Consider the following 14,897-nt stretch of genomic DNA (forward strand, 5'->3'; position numbering starts at 1 on the left):
GCGATGAGCGATGTACTCCATCCATTGGAAAGTGAGGTGACTTTAGTCACCTCGTTTCAAGATGCCGACCCAATGGGCGTTATCTACCACGGCAATTATTTTCGTTTTTTTGAAGAAGCACGCCGCGTGCTGATGGAAAAAATTGATTATAGCTATCACGCGATGACTCAGTCGGGCTACCTATGGCCGGTGATTGATACCCACGTGAAGTACGTGAAAGCGATCCCGTTCAACCATACGATTCGTGTCAAAGCGACCTTGACAGAATGGGAAAATCGCTTGCGTGTTGACTACATGATTTTTGATAGCCAGACCGGGCAACGAATGTGTAAAGCGCACACCACTCAAGTAGCGGTTCGCATCGACACGCAAGAGATGTGTTTCGCTTCACCAACGCTATTTACCGACAAAGTGCAGCACTGGCATACCTATGGGAAATTATGATGCGCCGTTTTCTCTGGCTAACTTTAGCTCTATTCTCGCCCCTACTCTGGGCGCAGGTGACCGACCTTGCTTCACTGCAAGCGCAGTTGGCGAAACACCAGATCGTACGCGGAGAGTTTACTCAACTCCGCCATATTGAGATGTTCGAACAACCACTGTCGTCAGCCGGGAAATTCTTGCTCGATAAACAAAATGGCTTACTTTGGCAACAAAACTCACCATTTCCAGTTAATTTGGTGCTAACTCAAGATAAGCTTCGCCAAACTTTTGCTAACCAACCACCACAGGTGATTACCGAAAAAGAGAACCCAATGGCGTTTTATTTCAGCCATCTCTTTTTGTCGGTATTTCATGGTGACACGCAGCAATTGAATGAACAATTTACGATGACGCTGCACAGCGAAGATGGCCAGTGGCAGTTAAATTTAACGCCGAGAAATGCGCCACTGAGCTCGGTGTTTACCTCGATAACATTAACGGGGCGAGATGACATTGATGGTTTGATCCTGCAAGAAGTACGAGGCGACAAAACCGAGATTCAGTTTACTAACCAAAACCACCAGCCAGAGCGTTTAACCCATGCTGAGCAAGCACAGTTTAACTTCTAAATCGAACCGGCTGGCATTGTTCTGGTTGGCTTTTGTGACCCTTTGTCTTGGCTTACTACTCAAGCAGTGGGTCTTTTCGGCGGCTTCACCGATCGAGACGGATATCCTTAAGCTACTGCCGGTCAACCAGCAAAGTGTGCTCGCCGAGCAAGCGTTTGAAAAAGTCACTACCAGTATGAGCGATAAGGTGGTCTTTATTGTCACTGCGCCCAATGAGGCTGACCGACTCAAATCCGTTACAGCGCTAGAAAGCGAGCTCAAGCAGAGTGGCTATTTCAAGGATGTGGTTGGGAAAATCGATGCCACTCAACAGAGCGCTTGGGCCAGTTACTACTTTCAACATCGAGCACAACTGCTCACCAGCGAGCAACGCAATCAGCTCAGTCAACATCCCGAACAACAAGTGCAAACGGTAGTGCAAGCCCTATATAACCCTTTTTCTGGGGTAACAGGGCAAGAGCTCAGTCACGACCCTTTTCTGCTATTTCGCGACTACTTAGCACAACTTAGCCAGCTATCGTCTCATTTTCGTTTGCAAGATGGATACTTAACCCGCGAGTATCAAGGCCAAAAATACGTGCTGATCACCGCGCAGCTCAACGACTCACCATACAGTTTCAAAGCGCAGCAAGTGGTGCCCGATATTGCTCAATGGCAACAACGCATCAAGCAACAATTTGGTGCGGATATTTATCACACTGGTGTTTTATTTTACGCCGATTTTGGTACTCAAAGTGCTAAGTCAGAAATCAGCACTATTGGCCTTTTCTCATTACTCGGCATTGTGCTGTTGGTGATGCTGGTTTTTCGCAGTGCCATGCCTTTACTGTTGGCACTGCTCTCGGTATCCGTTGGATTAGTGGTTGCCATGGTGATCACCACCGCGTTTTTTGGTCAGATCCATCTGTTTGGCTTAGTGTTTGGGGCCAGCCTGATTGGCGTTTCAATCGACTACGCCTTTCACTACCTGACCGATCGCCTTGCCGCAAATGAACACTGGGACAGCGTGCAAGGACTAAAGCATATCCTGACTGCCATTACCTTAGGATTAATCACCAGTTTAATTGGCTATCTCGGTCTACTGGTCGCCCCTTTTCCCGGCTTACAACAGTTAGCGCTATTTTCCGCCTTAGGGCTCGTTGCCGCTTACGCGACGGTCGTGGCTTGGTATCCGATTTTGGCCAAAAAACCAAGTTCATCGAGAACGCTTCCCGGCATCACTTATTGGTCTTTATGGTTTGCGCTTTGGCAAAAGCCATGGGTTAAATGGGGCCTACCCACGGCGTTATTGATCATCAGCAGCCTTGCCCTGACGCAAGTGCACTACAACGATGACATTCGACAATTACAAGCCATGCCTAGCGACTTGAAACAGCAAGAGCTGCAAATCAGCGCCTTGACTGGTATTCAATCATCACAGCAGATGTTGGTCGTCAGTGCCAACGATGATGAAGCATTAATGCAGCAGTTAGAAAAATTAGATACGCAATTTTCACAATGGCAACAACAAGGCGTACTTTCTGGCTACCAAAGTTTAAGCCAAAACATCAGCTCGCTTAAGCGTCAGCAAGAAAACTACGCACTGGTTGAAGCACTGTACGCAAACCAAGGCGCAGTACTGGCTCAAACGCTGAAACTATCTTCGGCTCCTAAACTTGAAGCGTCATTTTTGCCCATGACACTGGTGCATTATTTAGCCCATGATGTTTCCCAACCGCTGCGCTTTCTTTATTTAGGTGAAGTTGAGCAAAAAGTGGCGGCGGTAGTGCTGTTGAAAGAGGTTCACCAAGCAGCAGTAATTAAGCAGTTTGCGGCGCAAAATAGCGACTACGCCTATTTGAATAAAACCGAAGAGATCTCAACCCTGTTTGGGCAGTATCGCCTTAAAGTGATGGAGTTAATTGCGCTGGCTCTGACCTTGATCAGCGCTCTCACTATTTGGCGCTACGGCGTGAAACACAGCATTCGCATTATGTTACCTTCGCTGATTGCTTGCATCGCTGGGTTAGCCGTCACCGTCGCAACAGGCTCTACGCTCAATTTATTCAATCTATTAGCGCTGGTATTAGTGATAGGTATCGGTATTGATTACACGCTCTTTTTTGCCGAACAAGCCCGCAGTCACAGTACCTTGCTTGCCATAACCCTTTCGGCACTAACGACTTTGCTCTCGTTTGGTCTGCTTGCTCTTAGCCAAACTCACGCCATCCACAGTTTTGGTTTGACGGTACTGAGCGGCATTTTCGTGGCTTGGTTGCTTTCACCAATGGCGATCAAATCACAACCTGCCGCCATGAAAGCGCATGAGGAAAAACTATGATGATGAGAATACGCCGTGCGCTGCCCTTGCTGTTACTGATGTTGTCTGGCTGCTCTTTAGTGCCAAACCAAGCCTCCACACAGGTAGAAATTAGCCCCAACACATTCGTTACTCTGCCCAAACCTGCGCAACTTGGGTATCAAGTCACGGCAAGTCAGTTGATCAGCGCCCATTGGCAAGATGATAACGGCCAGCATAACCAACAGCTTCCGGTCCAGTTGCAGGTCACCGATGACAAGATTGTGCTGGCAGGGTTTTCATCTTGGGGAACGAGGATTTTATCGCTCAATTATCAGCAAGATACTGTTGAGACCAGCGTACTCAATGGCTTGGAAAACACCTTGCCGAAGCCCGAACAGATACTCTTTAACCTGATGATCACGCTCTGGCCGCGAAATGCTTGGGAAGCCCCGTTAAATAAGGTAAAGTGGCAAATCATTGATGATAAGAATAGACGAACACTCATCAATGAACTGGGTGAAACAGTGATTGTTATTGATTATCAACATCCCTTCGCGATGAAGGGCGATATTCGCTTCCACAATCAGTTATTAAATTACACCATTACGATTACAACGCTCAGTGCTCAGTACCCTTTGCCGCTCACACAACCGTAGACAGCTATCATGAACTCATCCACGACTTCTCCTATTGATTCTCGCTCACCTATTTATGTCCAAGACTGCGGTTTTCACTGCGCGATGGGGAGTGACTCGTCGCACATTCACCAAAGTTTAGCGCAGGGCTATTGTGACAACATGGTGGCTGACAACACGTCGCTCAATAGTGGCACCGCAACCATCGTAGGCCGAGTGAGTGAGCCACTACCAGAAATCCCAGCGCATTTAAGTGCGTTCAATACGCGCAACAACCAACTGGCTCTTTCTGCACTGAAACAGATTGAACCGAGTGTCCGCCACGCGATTGCCACCTATGGTGCAGATCGCATCGCAGTGGTGGTTGGCACGAGCACATCCGGCATTGCTGATGGCGAAATCGCACTCGCCCACAAGTTAGAGCAGGGCGAATTCCCAAGCGACTACCACTACTACAAACAGGAATTAGGCAATTGCAGTGATTTTATCGCTCGCTATTTTGCAATAAGCGGCCCCTGCTACGCCATTTCGACCGCCTGTTCGTCCAGTGGCCGCGTCTTTATCACCGCCAAAAGAATGCTTAATGCTGGGTTGGTTGATGCGGTGATTGTCGGTGGTGCTGACACTTTGTGCCGCTTAACACTCAATGGTTTTAACGGGTTAGAGGCGTTGTCTCAACGTTTGTGTAAGCCGTTTGATGCACAGCGAGATGGCATCAACATTGGTGAATCTGCCGCTTTTATGCTGCTGGGTAAAACGCCGTCTCAGCAACACGCTCACGCCATTGCGCTATTGGGCGCTGGCGACAGTTCCGATGCACACCATATTTCTGCGCCCCACCCAGATGGAAACGGTGCAGAACAGGCAATGCGTAACGCGCTGCAAGATGCCAAATTAACCGCCAGTGATATCGGCTATATCAACGCTCACGGCACCGCAACACCGCTCAATGACAGCATGGAAAGTAAAGCGATTTTTCGCGTTTTTGGCCAGCACGTTGCAGTGAGTTCAACCAAACCACTTACTGGACACACGCTCGGCGCGGCCAGTGCAACCGAAGCCGCCATTGCTTGGCACATACTGCAATACCAATTGCCTTTGCCCATTCAGCGCTGTGCTAACAAAGCGCCAGACATCGATATTACGCTAGTGGAAACCACTCAATATTTAGAAAACAAGGCCATTTTAAGCAACTCCTTTGCTTTTGGTGGCAACAATATTAGCCTCATTTTGGGTTACGTTAATGACAAAGCTTCCTGCAATTGATCAACTGCTGCCTCATCAAGCGCCGATGATTTTGATTGACCGCGCGCTTGAGGTACAGAGCGAATCTATCCACTGCCAAGTGGATATTGAATCGCACCACCTGTTTTTTAACCCAGCGACACAAAGCATACCGGCCTATGTCGGTATCGAGTTTATGGCACAAGCCATTGCCGCGTGGTCTGGGTATCACTCACTTGTCCAAGGCATTCAACCGCCAATTGGCTTTCTGCTCGGCAGTCGCCGTTATCGCGCGCTGTGCAATGCATTCTTGAAAGGGCAAACGCTCGATATCTACGCTGAACAGCTAATGCAAGACAATGGCATGGCCGTGTTTAAGGCAAGAATCGAGCACCAACACCAGCTTTTGGCCGAATGCCAATTAAATGTGTATGTGCCATCAGAACAAAAATTAGAAGAAATGAAAATGAGGAGTCAAGCATGACCCGACACGTATTAGTGACTGGTGCGAGTAAAGGCATAGGCAAAGCGATTGCGATTGCGCTCGCCAAAGATGGTTTTGCCATTGCCGTCCATTACATGGGCGACCAACAAGGTGCCCTGCAAACACTAGCGACCATCGAGCAAAACGGTGGTTCAGGCCGACTGATTCAATTTGACATCAGCAACCGAGCTCAGTGTCGCGAAGTATTAGAAGCCGATATTGCTCTGCATGGCGCTTATTACGGCGTGGTCAATAACGCGGGCATTACTCGTGACACGGCGTTTCCCGCCATGACAGAACAAGAATGGGATGGTGTAATTCACACCAATTTAGACAGCTTTTATAACGTCCTCCACCCTTGTGTGATGCCAATGGTGCAAAAACGCCAAGGTGGGCGCATTGTGACTTTAGCATCGGTGTCGGGCATCACAGGCAACCGGGGCCAAACCAATTACAGCGCAGCTAAAGCTGGCGTGATTGGCGCGACCAAATCGCTCGCGCTTGAACTGGCTAAGCGCAAAATCACCGTCAACTGCGTTGCGCCGGGCTTAATCGATACAGGCATGGTGGATGAGCACGTCAAAGAGCACGCACTGCCACAAGTTCCTTTACGCCGCATGGGTGAACCCGAAGAAGTCGCAGGCCTTGTGAGCTATTTAATGTCTGATATTGCTGCTTATGTCACTCGCCAAGTTATCTCGGTTAATGGAGGCTTAGTATGACCCGTCGCGTTGTCGTTACAGGCATGTCCGGCGTGACTGCTTTTGGTAATGACTGGTCTAGTATTGAGCCAAAACTCAGAGCTTGTGAAAATGCCACTCAATATATGCCTTCCTATGAGCAGTATGAGGGTTTAAACACTAAACTCGCCGCGCCAATAATGGGCTTTACACTGCCTAGCCACTACAAGCGTAAGCAAGTCCGAGGTATGGGCCGCGTGTCACAACTGGCGACCGTTGCCACCGAAAATGCACTGCTGCAAGCGGGCTTAATTGGTCATGAAGTGCTGACGAATGGCCAAACCGGTATCGCTTATGGTTCATCAACAGGCAGTACCGATGCCATCGGTGCGTTTGGTGTCATGCTCAACGAAAAAACCACTCGAGCTATTACCGCCACCACTTATGTGCAAATGATGCCTCACACTGCCGCGGTGAACGTAGGCCTATTTTTCGGGCTCAAAGGCCGCGTCATTCCAACCAGTAGCGCCTGCACGTCTGGTAGCCAAGCCATCGGTTACGCGTACGAAGCGATCAAGCACGGCTACCAAACCGTGATGGTGGCGGGCGGTGGTGAAGAGCTCTGCCCTACCGAATCGGCCGTATTTGATACCTTATTTGCCACTAGCCTCAAAAACGACCAACCCAAAACCACCCCCCGCCCGTATGATACTCAGCGTGATGGTTTAGTGATTGGTGAAGGCGCTGGAACTTTAGTGCTTGAAGAGTATCAACACGCCATCGCACGCGGTGCCGTTATTCACGCAGAAATCATCGGTTTTGCCAGCAACTGCGATGCCGCCCATGTCACTCAACCACAAATGGACACCATGCAAATCTGCATGGAGATGGCGCTGCGTGATGCCAAGTTAAGTGCAGATAAAATTGACTATGTTTCGGCTCACGGTACAGCGACCGACCGGGGTGACATAGCCGAAAGTCACGCCACCGCAAACGCGTTGGGTAAAGTGCCGATCAGCTCGTTGAAAAGTTATTTTGGTCACACATTAGGCGCATGTGGCGCGGTTGAAGCTTGGTTAGGTTTAGAAATGATGCGCAGCGGTTGGTTTAATCCAACCCTTAACCTAGATAACATCGACCCGCAATGTGGCGATCTTGATTACATTACAGGTACAGGACGTGAGCTGGATGTGCAATACCTAATGAGCAATAACTTTGCTTTTGGTGGCATCAACACCTCGATTATTTTTAAGAAATTAAGCGAATAATCCCATAAAAAGCCGTTGCCCACACAACGGCTTTTTATACGAGTTTATTTATCCGGCATTTACCTCTTCAACATTGGTCGCCTGCCAAATACTCGCCAGCAATCAGCCAATACTTTTCGCAAGTACTTCGAGGACTTGCGGTCTGAAAATAAAAAACACCGCGCCAAGCAAACAGAGCCCTGCCCACACAAAATCAAGCCTGAAAGGCTATGTGATTCGGATAAACGAACGTAGCCAACCACTGCAACGATTAGGGCAAGAATAAGCCGCTTTGACGAAAGTCAGACATAGCCATACAAACTATTGATATTATCCTCCCTATCGATTTTGTACAGTGTTCATATCCAAACATAAGCCCTTAAATGGAAGAACACAATGAAAAAGATCGCACTATTTATTACAGCATCACTTATCGCGGGCAACACTTTAGCTGCCCAAACGTACATTCGTAACGGCAATATCTATACCCACGAAGGTCAATGGGTTGCGGAAGCGGGTGCTTTTGGCAGCACTGACCTACTCAAGGATCAAGACAAGTCTTACGGTGCTTTGCTGAACTTTGGCTACCACGGTGAAGATTTGAATGCAGACCTCACCGGTATTAACTACCGCTTCTTTGGTAACACAGGGGATGTCGTTAATCTAGGTACTTACCTGACGGGCAGCGGCGTTACTTATGACCAAGATTCGGCAAACAGCGTTAAAGGAATGGATAAGCGTAAAGCCACGATTGATCTGGGTTTAAATGCTGATATCGCGCTGGGTAACGGTACCGTATCGACCTACTTCCAACATGATATTCTCAACGAAAACAAAGGCTACAAAACTGGCGTTAACTACTTCCATGTCATCGATTTAGGTGCTGTTGATTTGGTACCTTTTGCGGGCATTAGTTACCAGAGTTCGGATTACAACAACTACTATTTCGGTGTGAAAGACAAAGAAGCGACCGCACAGCGTAAAGCTTACCATGCAGGTGGCGACTTCTCTTACAACCTAGGTTACAAATTGGCTTACCCAATTAATGACCGTTGGGAAATCACCCAAACCAGTTCTTACACCCGTTTAAGCTCTGATGTCGCCAATTCGCCAATCGTAGAAAGCGCAAACCAATGGCTCGTTGGCGCAACCGTCGCTTACCACTTTTAAGCTGTACCGCCCTCAGGCAGGAGCCGTATCCCCTGCCTGATTTTTCTACTTGAACTGCCCTTCTCGATCAAAATAGCGTCGATATGAACCCACGCATTGATTCTCTATGAATCTTGCCTTTTGCCTGTCTGAGTTTTCCATGCCTGAGGTAATTCATGCAGTACAAATCTACGATTCTATGAAACTCATCTCTGCCCCGAAATGTGTTTAGATAGCTGCAAACCTTCATAAGAATAATTTGTGCCACAGGCTGTTGCACAAATCAGTCAGAATCAAAGATGCCCCAAAATAAGCCATCGAACCACACAACAACCCCTAATAGTGAGCAGGTAAATCAAAGTCATATACATGGTGTTGGAAGTTGCCCTTTTCCTCCGTGGACGCCCTCACAGATTTTATCTGTGAGGGCGATGCAAAGGAAAACTAGCTGAATGGGTTGGGGCATGCCACGAGGTGGTCTGTAACGTCGCCAGACTCGATAGGGCAAGCTGATTTGGTTGCTTTTTCTTTTTGCAGAAGCAAGCGTTGACTCGTAGTGAGTTCGGGAGAAAAGTGCAGTGACAGTGTGTTCATGGTCACAGTGCTAGACAGGGAGTAAACTTTCTTGCGGTGATCGGCAAGATTTGTCCAGATCGTGTAAGACGCTTTCTCGGCGCAATAGGGGTTAAAGTGCACAGGCACAGAGCAAGCGGCCACCAATGATTTAGCTTGATACACCGCTTCGCGTCGTTTTTTTGCAGGCTGAGCAAAGGTGAAGTAATAACTGGCGCGCTCAAAGCGTTGTGTGGCGCTATTACCGCCAGGCGCAGAAAATACTGGGTGTTCAACTGGAGCGTTGGGTCTTTTGCCCCAAATATACTGCCAATAGGCCGTCAGCATTCGTTGAGTTTTGTAGTCCGGTTGATTGGTGACAACGGTATCCTGAGGGCTCTCATAGAGTTCAAATCGACCGTTGCGCACTTCGATTACGCCTGAACAGCCATCTGCATCGGAAAGAGCAAGGTGAAGATGCGATTGTGTGTTAGAGGTGTCTGGTAAAAGCTCCGAGACAATTGTAATACTGTGAGTGGCAAAATACTGAATAGCTTGCTGGACGTTAGCAAAGCGGTCGAGCACAAACTGAACCCAGCGATTGGCGCTGAGGAACTGACCTTCACCGTCAGTGGGACCATAACTGACATGAGAATCATATAAGCCGTTTACTGCAAGCCCCGCTTCATTTAATCCGTCTACGGCGGCATAACCCTTTTTGTCGCTACCCATGACGGTGGTCAAACTAGCGTATTTAGATGTCCATTGCAGTACCTGCTGCGGAGCAATATGGATTTTTGCCGCTGACTCGCTGCTAAGACCTCGGTTTACCGTGCCCTCAGGGAAGGCGTAAAAGTAAGTATTGACGGGCCAATACCAATCCATGTTGCGCGCTGTCACTGGAAATTTATCGTTTAAGTTATTGAATATACGTGTGCACATATGCGTTGAAATCCTTGTTGTCAATAAGTTAATCAGGTTATCATATATGAGACTTATAGGCATTTAACCCATGGACGAACATATGGACATAAACGAGCTCGATGGCAGCTTAACACTACGCCTCAAAGTGCTTAAAGGAATGAGTCTCGGGATCGGAAGTTTAGCCGCCTTGCTGGCTATCGGTAACTTTGCTATTAGCCAGAGTTATCTATACGGCACGTTGGAAGGCTTATATGCGCTTTACTCTTGGCATGTTTATCGCCAAATCGATAGGGGAAATGCATACAAGGGCCATAAACACATTATGTCACTGTGCCTGACGTTACTCGTCATTAGTGGCACTTTCCTCAAGCCAACAGTCTATGGTGTATTTTTTTGGTCGCTGGTTTTACCTATTGTTTACTATTTGTTGCTTGGTTACAAAGTGGGCTTTGTAGCGACTGCATGTTTGTTTTTCATCCAGATCGTCAACATTATTTATCAATTTTACCTAGAGCAGTACTTTGACATGTTGACGATGATGATCAATTTCTCCTTTTGTTATTTCAGTATTTCGGCGATCGCACATGTGTATGAGTTCAACCGCGAGTCAACGGAAAACAAACTAAGTAAGTTAGCCACACTTGATCCGCTGACTGGAGCTAATAATCGCCTTGCATTGAAGCATCGTTACCAAGCGCTAAAAGTTCAAGGAACATCATACTTTCTATTGGTATTAGATATCGATCACTTTAAAGCTATCAATGATGAACACGGTCACGATGGCGGAGACTGCGTACTTCAGTCTGTGGTGAAAACGATGGCTCATTTGGTGGGAGGAGAAAATGTGTTTCGCCAAGGGGGAGAGGAATTCTGTATTCTGTTAGCTGGTGTCTCTCAACAACATGCTCTCAAAAATGCGGAGGCCATTCGTCAAGCAATTGATAGGACGCCTGTTCGCTATCTAGGGAGAGCGATCTCTGTCACGGTCAGTATTGGCTTGGCTGAGGCGCATACGTCGAGTTATGTCGATGAAATCCAGCGTGAAGCAGATGCCAATCTTTATGATGCCAAATCAAAAGGGCGAAATAGGGTTGTTGCACAACACGATTGAACATCGACCTTCTCTGCTGTCACTTGAGGCTAAAGTACACTTTTATTCATTGATCCTATTGCCCGTTGAAAGCTTGGCTAGATCTGACCGGGCCCTAGTATTGCTGGAGGCTTCACCAAGCATTTTTTCAATACCAAAAGTTATCCGTTTCAAACTAAATTATTAGCATCTCTAACGCAAAAATGTCCACCGACGTTTCAGATCTTCCTGAACCCTACTAAATGTTACTGCCAAACTTCATGTTGACCAAAAACACTGAGAGGAGGTCATCATGAGAAAGTTATCATCTGGAAAATGCAGTGGCATCAAAAGGCCATTTAAGCTTGAAGAGATCTGGCGGATCAGAACTAGGCTAGAGATTGAAAATGATCTGATGCAGCTCGCACTACTGAACTTAGCTATAGATAGCAAGTTAAGAGCGAGTGATTTGCTAAAACTACACGTTTACGATGTTTCTTCGCAAGGAGTTATCTATGAAAGGGTTCAGTGCATCCAGCAAAAAACTGGCACCGATGTCCACTATGAGATTACTCCGAGAACACAGCAAAGTATTAGCCGATGGATTTTTGCAGCATCTCTAGAGGCAAGCAGTTTTCTATTCCCGAGTAGCCGACGCACTGGGCAACCTATCAGCTACTCATTCTATCGTTCAATTATCAGGAATTGGGCTGCAAAACTGGGACTGAATGCTGACTATTACGGCACTCATTCCATGCGCCGCACCAAAGCCACTTTAATCTATGCCAGAACGAAAAACATCAGGGCCGTACAGATCTTACTTGGATATTCGAAGCTAGATAACACAATTCGATACCTTGGCGTTGAGCTAGAAGACGCTCTGAGGTTGTCTGAGAAAACAGACTGCTGACAGACAGGAGCTGCCACAGGCTTTTCTTCTGAAAAGCCTGTGGCCCAAAACAATTCAGAGCTTCTCTTATTTTGGATAGGTAAGGCTGCATAAAGCTTTGATGATACGTAGTGAAAACTGTCGTTTTTATTCAATCTTTAGCTAAGAGCAAGAACTATGATGTGTGACATCGAAAAGCAATGCTCACTTGAAGAGTCATTGTATAGCATGCAGGATAAAAACGATGTTAAACATTAAACCAATCGATAACCTAGAACAGATTCATTCCCTAAAACAAGTGTACTTTGCTCAATCCACCGCACCCTTAGACGGTATGTGGCATTTCGGTATTGTACCAATGGCGACTCACTACGGGTTCTATGAACAAGGTGCTCTTGTCGGATACTGCTGTATCAACGGTGATGGTTATATGCTGCAATTTTATCTATCCACCGAGGCGAACACTGATCAAAGAGATTTATTTACGTTAATTACTGATGGAAACAGCTCTGTCATTGGTGACGTTAAAGGCGCTTTTGTTAGCACAGCTGAGACTCAATATCTATCGCTGTGCATGGATAACTCTTCACAGTTTACAGTCAATGCGTTGATGTATCAGCAGATGGAAAAAAGCGATGAAAACGTCCAATGTAACGTTGAACTACAGCAAGCATCCACTGATCAATTGGAGCAGTTTGTTGAATTTGCTGCGACTAACATTGGAGCACCCAAAGAATGGTTAACTGGCTATTACAGCAACCTAATCAATTGCAAAGAACTATTTGGTTACTGGCAGGGAACAGAACTACTTGCCGCAGGTGAATGCCGCTTATTCGACGAATTTCAAACGGAATATGCCGATCTGGGCATGATTGTCGCGCAGTCACAACGTGGGAAAGGCATTGCTACTCAAGTGCTTCACTGGCTCGTAAAAAGCGCCAATGAGCGTAACTTAACGCCAATTTGTTCTACCGAGAGCAGTAATGTAGGTGCGCAAAAGGCAATAAAACGAGCGGGTCTCACGGCAGTCAATCGTATTGTCCAGATTGAATTCGAACTATAGTAACGAATCACAAACTATTTCTGGCTATGCTAGGCTGCTCTGAAATGGGCGGCCCTCATCAAGTTATAGGAATTCTAGATGCTACATTGGTTATTATCACCGAAAGCTCCAACTGTCGCTAAGTATGTTCAATGCTATTGGCTGATTGAAAAACAACCGAATGCCGAGAGCTATCCATTCCCGAAGCTTAACCCTGACCCTTGTGCTCACTTAATCATTTCGCCCAAAAATCAACGCTATCGTTATGATTTCAATTCGGCTGCTTCTATAGGATTAGGAAGTCATTGGCTCTATCCCCATCAACAAACCGTTGCACTAGATCATACCAATCCGTTCGTTCATCTTGGGATTAAATTTCATACTGGAGCCTTGTATAGCTTGCCCCAATTTTCGAAGCAAGTGGCTCTTTTAGAGCAATCCATGTTACTCGATCAAGTTGAAGAGGTAGCAAGCGGTGACAGGCTTTATAATCTATTGGATTTAGATGAGTTAATTCCTCTTGCTCAAAGTGACCCGAATAATTGTGTTGATCAACTCGATACGAAATTAACACCGTGGCTCAAACTGTGCTCTGAAGATAAGCACAGTGAACTTACTCGGCAAGCTTTGAAGCATCTTGATAATACCCCCATCTCTGATTTGGGAGAGCGGCTTTTTTGCTCACAACGAACCTTAGAGAGAAGCTTTCAGCGTGTAACTGGAATGACGCTGAAGCAGTGCCAATCCATGAATCGATTAGAGGTGATGTTAGAGTATATTTATCAGCGAGACTCAGACGCTCTCGACTGGGTAGATATTGCGTTCAGATTTGGATTTAGTGACCAACCCCATTTAATCCGCTACCTAAAAAAGCAGTTAGGATTAACGCCGAAAACCTATGAAAAAGAGCGAGGGTTAACAATTGATGTCTATGGTGGTATCACAGCTAGCAACGATTGAGATTGTCGGAAATGTTCAATCTCAGAACCGTTTAATTTGGATAATATCAGGCAATACCAAACAATTTACCAACGGAATATCGGAATGATTAGAAAACTCAAGCCAACAGATATTGAACGCATTTTAACAATTTGGCTTAATGCATCCATCAAGGCTCACGGTTTTGTATCGCCAGAGTTCTGGAAGTCACAAGTTCCCAGCATGCGTGATATCTACATCCCTGCCTCAGAGACTTATGTATATGAAAAAAATGGTGAGATTGTAGGGTTCTACTCGCTATACGAAGACATTTTAGCGGCAATTTTTGTTGCACCAGAGCATCAATGTAAAGGTATTGGTAAAGAGTTAATCGCTCATGTTAAGCCTCAAAGAAATACTCTAACTCTTTCTGTATATAAAGCCAATCACGCAAGCTATCAGTTCTATCTAAAGCAAGGGTTTATCACCATCAGTGAGCAGTTGGATGAGCATACGGGACATCCTGAGTGCATGATGAAGTGGGATCGATATTAGTCACTGGAGTTGTTGTTAGCTCACTTTTGTCCAGAGGCGTGCTGACGCCGATCTAGGCAAACACGTCTTTGTCGAGTAGACGACACCTGTTACCAAGTGTCGCCCCTCTAAGAACCCAGCGTGCAACTTTCACCGCACTAGGCTCAAGCCTTCACGAAGGCACCAGTTGGCACCCAGCAACTTACAAAGCAGTGAG

General features: G+C 46.7%; 15 protein-coding genes. 14 read left to right on the top strand and 1 reads right to left on the bottom strand.

What is annotated here, in order from left to right:
* Positions 1-3 precede the first annotated feature (3 nt).
* The 9 genes from EXZ60_RS04285 (at position 4) to ompV (ending at position 8,773) form a co-directional block, all read left to right on the top strand.
* A complete protein-coding gene (locus EXZ60_RS04285) occupies positions 4-444 on the top strand; it encodes an acyl-CoA thioesterase (RefSeq protein ID WP_017050416.1) in 441 nt (146 codons plus the stop codon).
* Positions 441-1,052, top strand: coding sequence for an outer membrane lipoprotein carrier protein LolA (locus EXZ60_RS04290; protein WP_017048106.1), 612 nt, complete (start codon positions 441-443; stop codon positions 1,050-1,052). Before EXZ60_RS04285 ends, EXZ60_RS04290 begins: the two co-directional genes overlap by 4 nt.
* Positions 1,024-3,372, top strand: coding sequence for an MMPL family transporter (locus EXZ60_RS04295; protein ID WP_277435330.1), 2,349 nt, complete (start codon positions 1,024-1,026; stop codon positions 3,370-3,372). Before EXZ60_RS04290 ends, EXZ60_RS04295 begins: the two co-directional genes overlap by 29 nt.
* Positions 3,369-3,989 (top strand): DUF3261 domain-containing protein, encoded by a 621-nt coding sequence (locus tag EXZ60_RS04300; protein ID WP_277435331.1) that lies wholly within the window; start codon positions 3,369-3,371, stop codon positions 3,987-3,989. Before EXZ60_RS04295 ends, EXZ60_RS04300 begins: the two co-directional genes overlap by 4 nt.
* 9 nt (positions 3,990-3,998) lie before the next feature.
* Entirely contained in the window at positions 3,999-5,234 is a 1,236-nt protein-coding gene (locus EXZ60_RS04305) for a beta-ketoacyl-[acyl-carrier-protein] synthase family protein (protein ID WP_194568374.1), read from the top strand.
* Complete coding sequence (locus EXZ60_RS04310) at positions 5,212-5,676, top strand: hotdog family protein (protein ID WP_088732684.1); 465 nt, start codon at positions 5,212-5,214, stop codon at positions 5,674-5,676. Before EXZ60_RS04305 ends, EXZ60_RS04310 begins: the two co-directional genes overlap by 23 nt.
* Complete coding sequence (locus EXZ60_RS04315; protein ID WP_017045136.1) at positions 5,673-6,398, top strand: 3-ketoacyl-ACP reductase FabG2; 726 nt, start codon at positions 5,673-5,675, stop codon at positions 6,396-6,398. The genes EXZ60_RS04310 and EXZ60_RS04315 overlap by 4 nt, the downstream gene beginning before the upstream one ends.
* Positions 6,395-7,624, top strand: a complete 1,230-nt coding sequence (locus EXZ60_RS04320) for a beta-ketoacyl-ACP synthase (RefSeq protein ID WP_064625615.1) — start codon at positions 6,395-6,397, stop codon at positions 7,622-7,624. The genes EXZ60_RS04315 and EXZ60_RS04320 overlap by 4 nt, the downstream gene beginning before the upstream one ends.
* Before the next feature lie 375 nt (positions 7,625-7,999).
* Positions 8,000-8,773, top strand: a complete 774-nt coding sequence (gene ompV / locus EXZ60_RS04325) for an outer membrane protein OmpV (protein ID WP_064625617.1) — start codon at positions 8,000-8,002, stop codon at positions 8,771-8,773.
* Positions 8,774-9,196: 423 nt separating this feature from the next.
* Here the strand turns inward: ompV and EXZ60_RS04330 are convergent, their stop codons facing one another.
* The gene (locus tag EXZ60_RS04330) at positions 9,197-10,246 is read right to left on the bottom strand and encodes a linear amide C-N hydrolase (protein WP_277435332.1); all 1,050 of its coding nucleotides are present in this window, start codon (positions 10,244-10,246) and stop codon (positions 9,197-9,199) included.
* Between the two features lie 82 nt (positions 10,247-10,328).
* On the opposite strand from EXZ60_RS04330, the gene EXZ60_RS04335 reads away from it, so the two are divergent.
* From EXZ60_RS04335 to EXZ60_RS04355, 5 genes are all read left to right on the top strand, one after another.
* Positions 10,329-11,339, top strand: coding sequence for a GGDEF domain-containing protein (locus EXZ60_RS04335; RefSeq protein ID WP_088729417.1), 1,011 nt, complete (start codon positions 10,329-10,331; stop codon positions 11,337-11,339).
* Between the two features lie 271 nt (positions 11,340-11,610).
* The gene (locus EXZ60_RS04340; protein ID WP_277435333.1) at positions 11,611-12,207 is read left to right on the top strand and encodes a tyrosine-type recombinase/integrase; all 597 of its coding nucleotides are present in this window, start codon (positions 11,611-11,613) and stop codon (positions 12,205-12,207) included.
* A 223-nt stretch (positions 12,208-12,430) separates the two neighbouring features.
* Positions 12,431-13,249: a GNAT family N-acetyltransferase gene (locus EXZ60_RS04345; protein ID WP_277435334.1), complete on the top strand. Its 819-nt coding sequence runs from the start codon at positions 12,431-12,433 to the stop codon at positions 13,247-13,249.
* 78 nt (positions 13,250-13,327) lie between these two features.
* Positions 13,328-14,188, top strand: a complete 861-nt coding sequence (locus EXZ60_RS04350) for a helix-turn-helix domain-containing protein (protein ID WP_277435335.1) — start codon at positions 13,328-13,330, stop codon at positions 14,186-14,188.
* Between the two features lie 84 nt (positions 14,189-14,272).
* Entirely contained in the window at positions 14,273-14,701 is a 429-nt protein-coding gene (locus tag EXZ60_RS04355) for an N-acetyltransferase (protein WP_277435336.1), read from the top strand.
* Positions 14,702-14,897 lie beyond the last annotated feature (196 nt).

Origin of the sequence: Vibrio sp. 1151_11 (assembly GCF_029478525.1) — a bacterium.
In the GTDB taxonomy this organism is placed as follows: Bacteria; Pseudomonadota; Gammaproteobacteria; order Enterobacterales; family Vibrionaceae; genus Vibrio; species Vibrio anguillarum.

Bases quoted from the DNA above. Each gene is read 5' to 3' on its own strand.
- EXZ60_RS04345 (WP_277435334.1), top strand. From the start codon at position 12,431: ATGTTAAACATTAAACCAATCGATAACCTAGAACAGATTCATTCCCTA.
- EXZ60_RS04300 (WP_277435331.1), top strand. From the start codon at position 3,369: ATGATGATGAGAATACGCCGTGCGCTGCCCTTGCTGTTACTGATGTTG.
- EXZ60_RS04350 (WP_277435335.1), top strand. From the start codon at position 13,328: ATGCTACATTGGTTATTATCACCGAAAGCTCCAACTGTCGCTAAGTAT.
- EXZ60_RS04310 (WP_088732684.1), top strand. From the start codon at position 5,212: ATGACAAAGCTTCCTGCAATTGATCAACTGCTGCCTCATCAAGCGCCG.
- EXZ60_RS04315 (WP_017045136.1), top strand. From the start codon at position 5,673: ATGACCCGACACGTATTAGTGACTGGTGCGAGTAAAGGCATAGGCAAA.
- EXZ60_RS04305 (WP_194568374.1), top strand. From the start codon at position 3,999: ATGAACTCATCCACGACTTCTCCTATTGATTCTCGCTCACCTATTTAT.
- EXZ60_RS04285 (WP_017050416.1), top strand. From the start codon at position 4: ATGAGCGATGTACTCCATCCATTGGAAAGTGAGGTGACTTTAGTCACC.
- EXZ60_RS04335 (WP_088729417.1), top strand. From the start codon at position 10,329: ATGGACATAAACGAGCTCGATGGCAGCTTAACACTACGCCTCAAAGTG.
- EXZ60_RS04290 (WP_017048106.1), top strand. From the start codon at position 441: ATGATGCGCCGTTTTCTCTGGCTAACTTTAGCTCTATTCTCGCCCCTA.
- EXZ60_RS04295 (WP_277435330.1), top strand. From the start codon at position 1,024: ATGCTGAGCAAGCACAGTTTAACTTCTAAATCGAACCGGCTGGCATTG.
- EXZ60_RS04340 (WP_277435333.1), top strand. From the start codon at position 11,611: ATGAGAAAGTTATCATCTGGAAAATGCAGTGGCATCAAAAGGCCATTT.
- EXZ60_RS04330 (WP_277435332.1), bottom strand. From the start codon at position 10,246: ATGTGCACACGTATATTCAATAACTTAAACGATAAATTTCCAGTGACA.
- EXZ60_RS04320 (WP_064625615.1), top strand. From the start codon at position 6,395: ATGACCCGTCGCGTTGTCGTTACAGGCATGTCCGGCGTGACTGCTTTT.
- EXZ60_RS04355 (WP_277435336.1), top strand. From the start codon at position 14,273: ATGATTAGAAAACTCAAGCCAACAGATATTGAACGCATTTTAACAATT.
- ompV (WP_064625617.1), top strand. From the start codon at position 8,000: ATGAAAAAGATCGCACTATTTATTACAGCATCACTTATCGCGGGCAAC.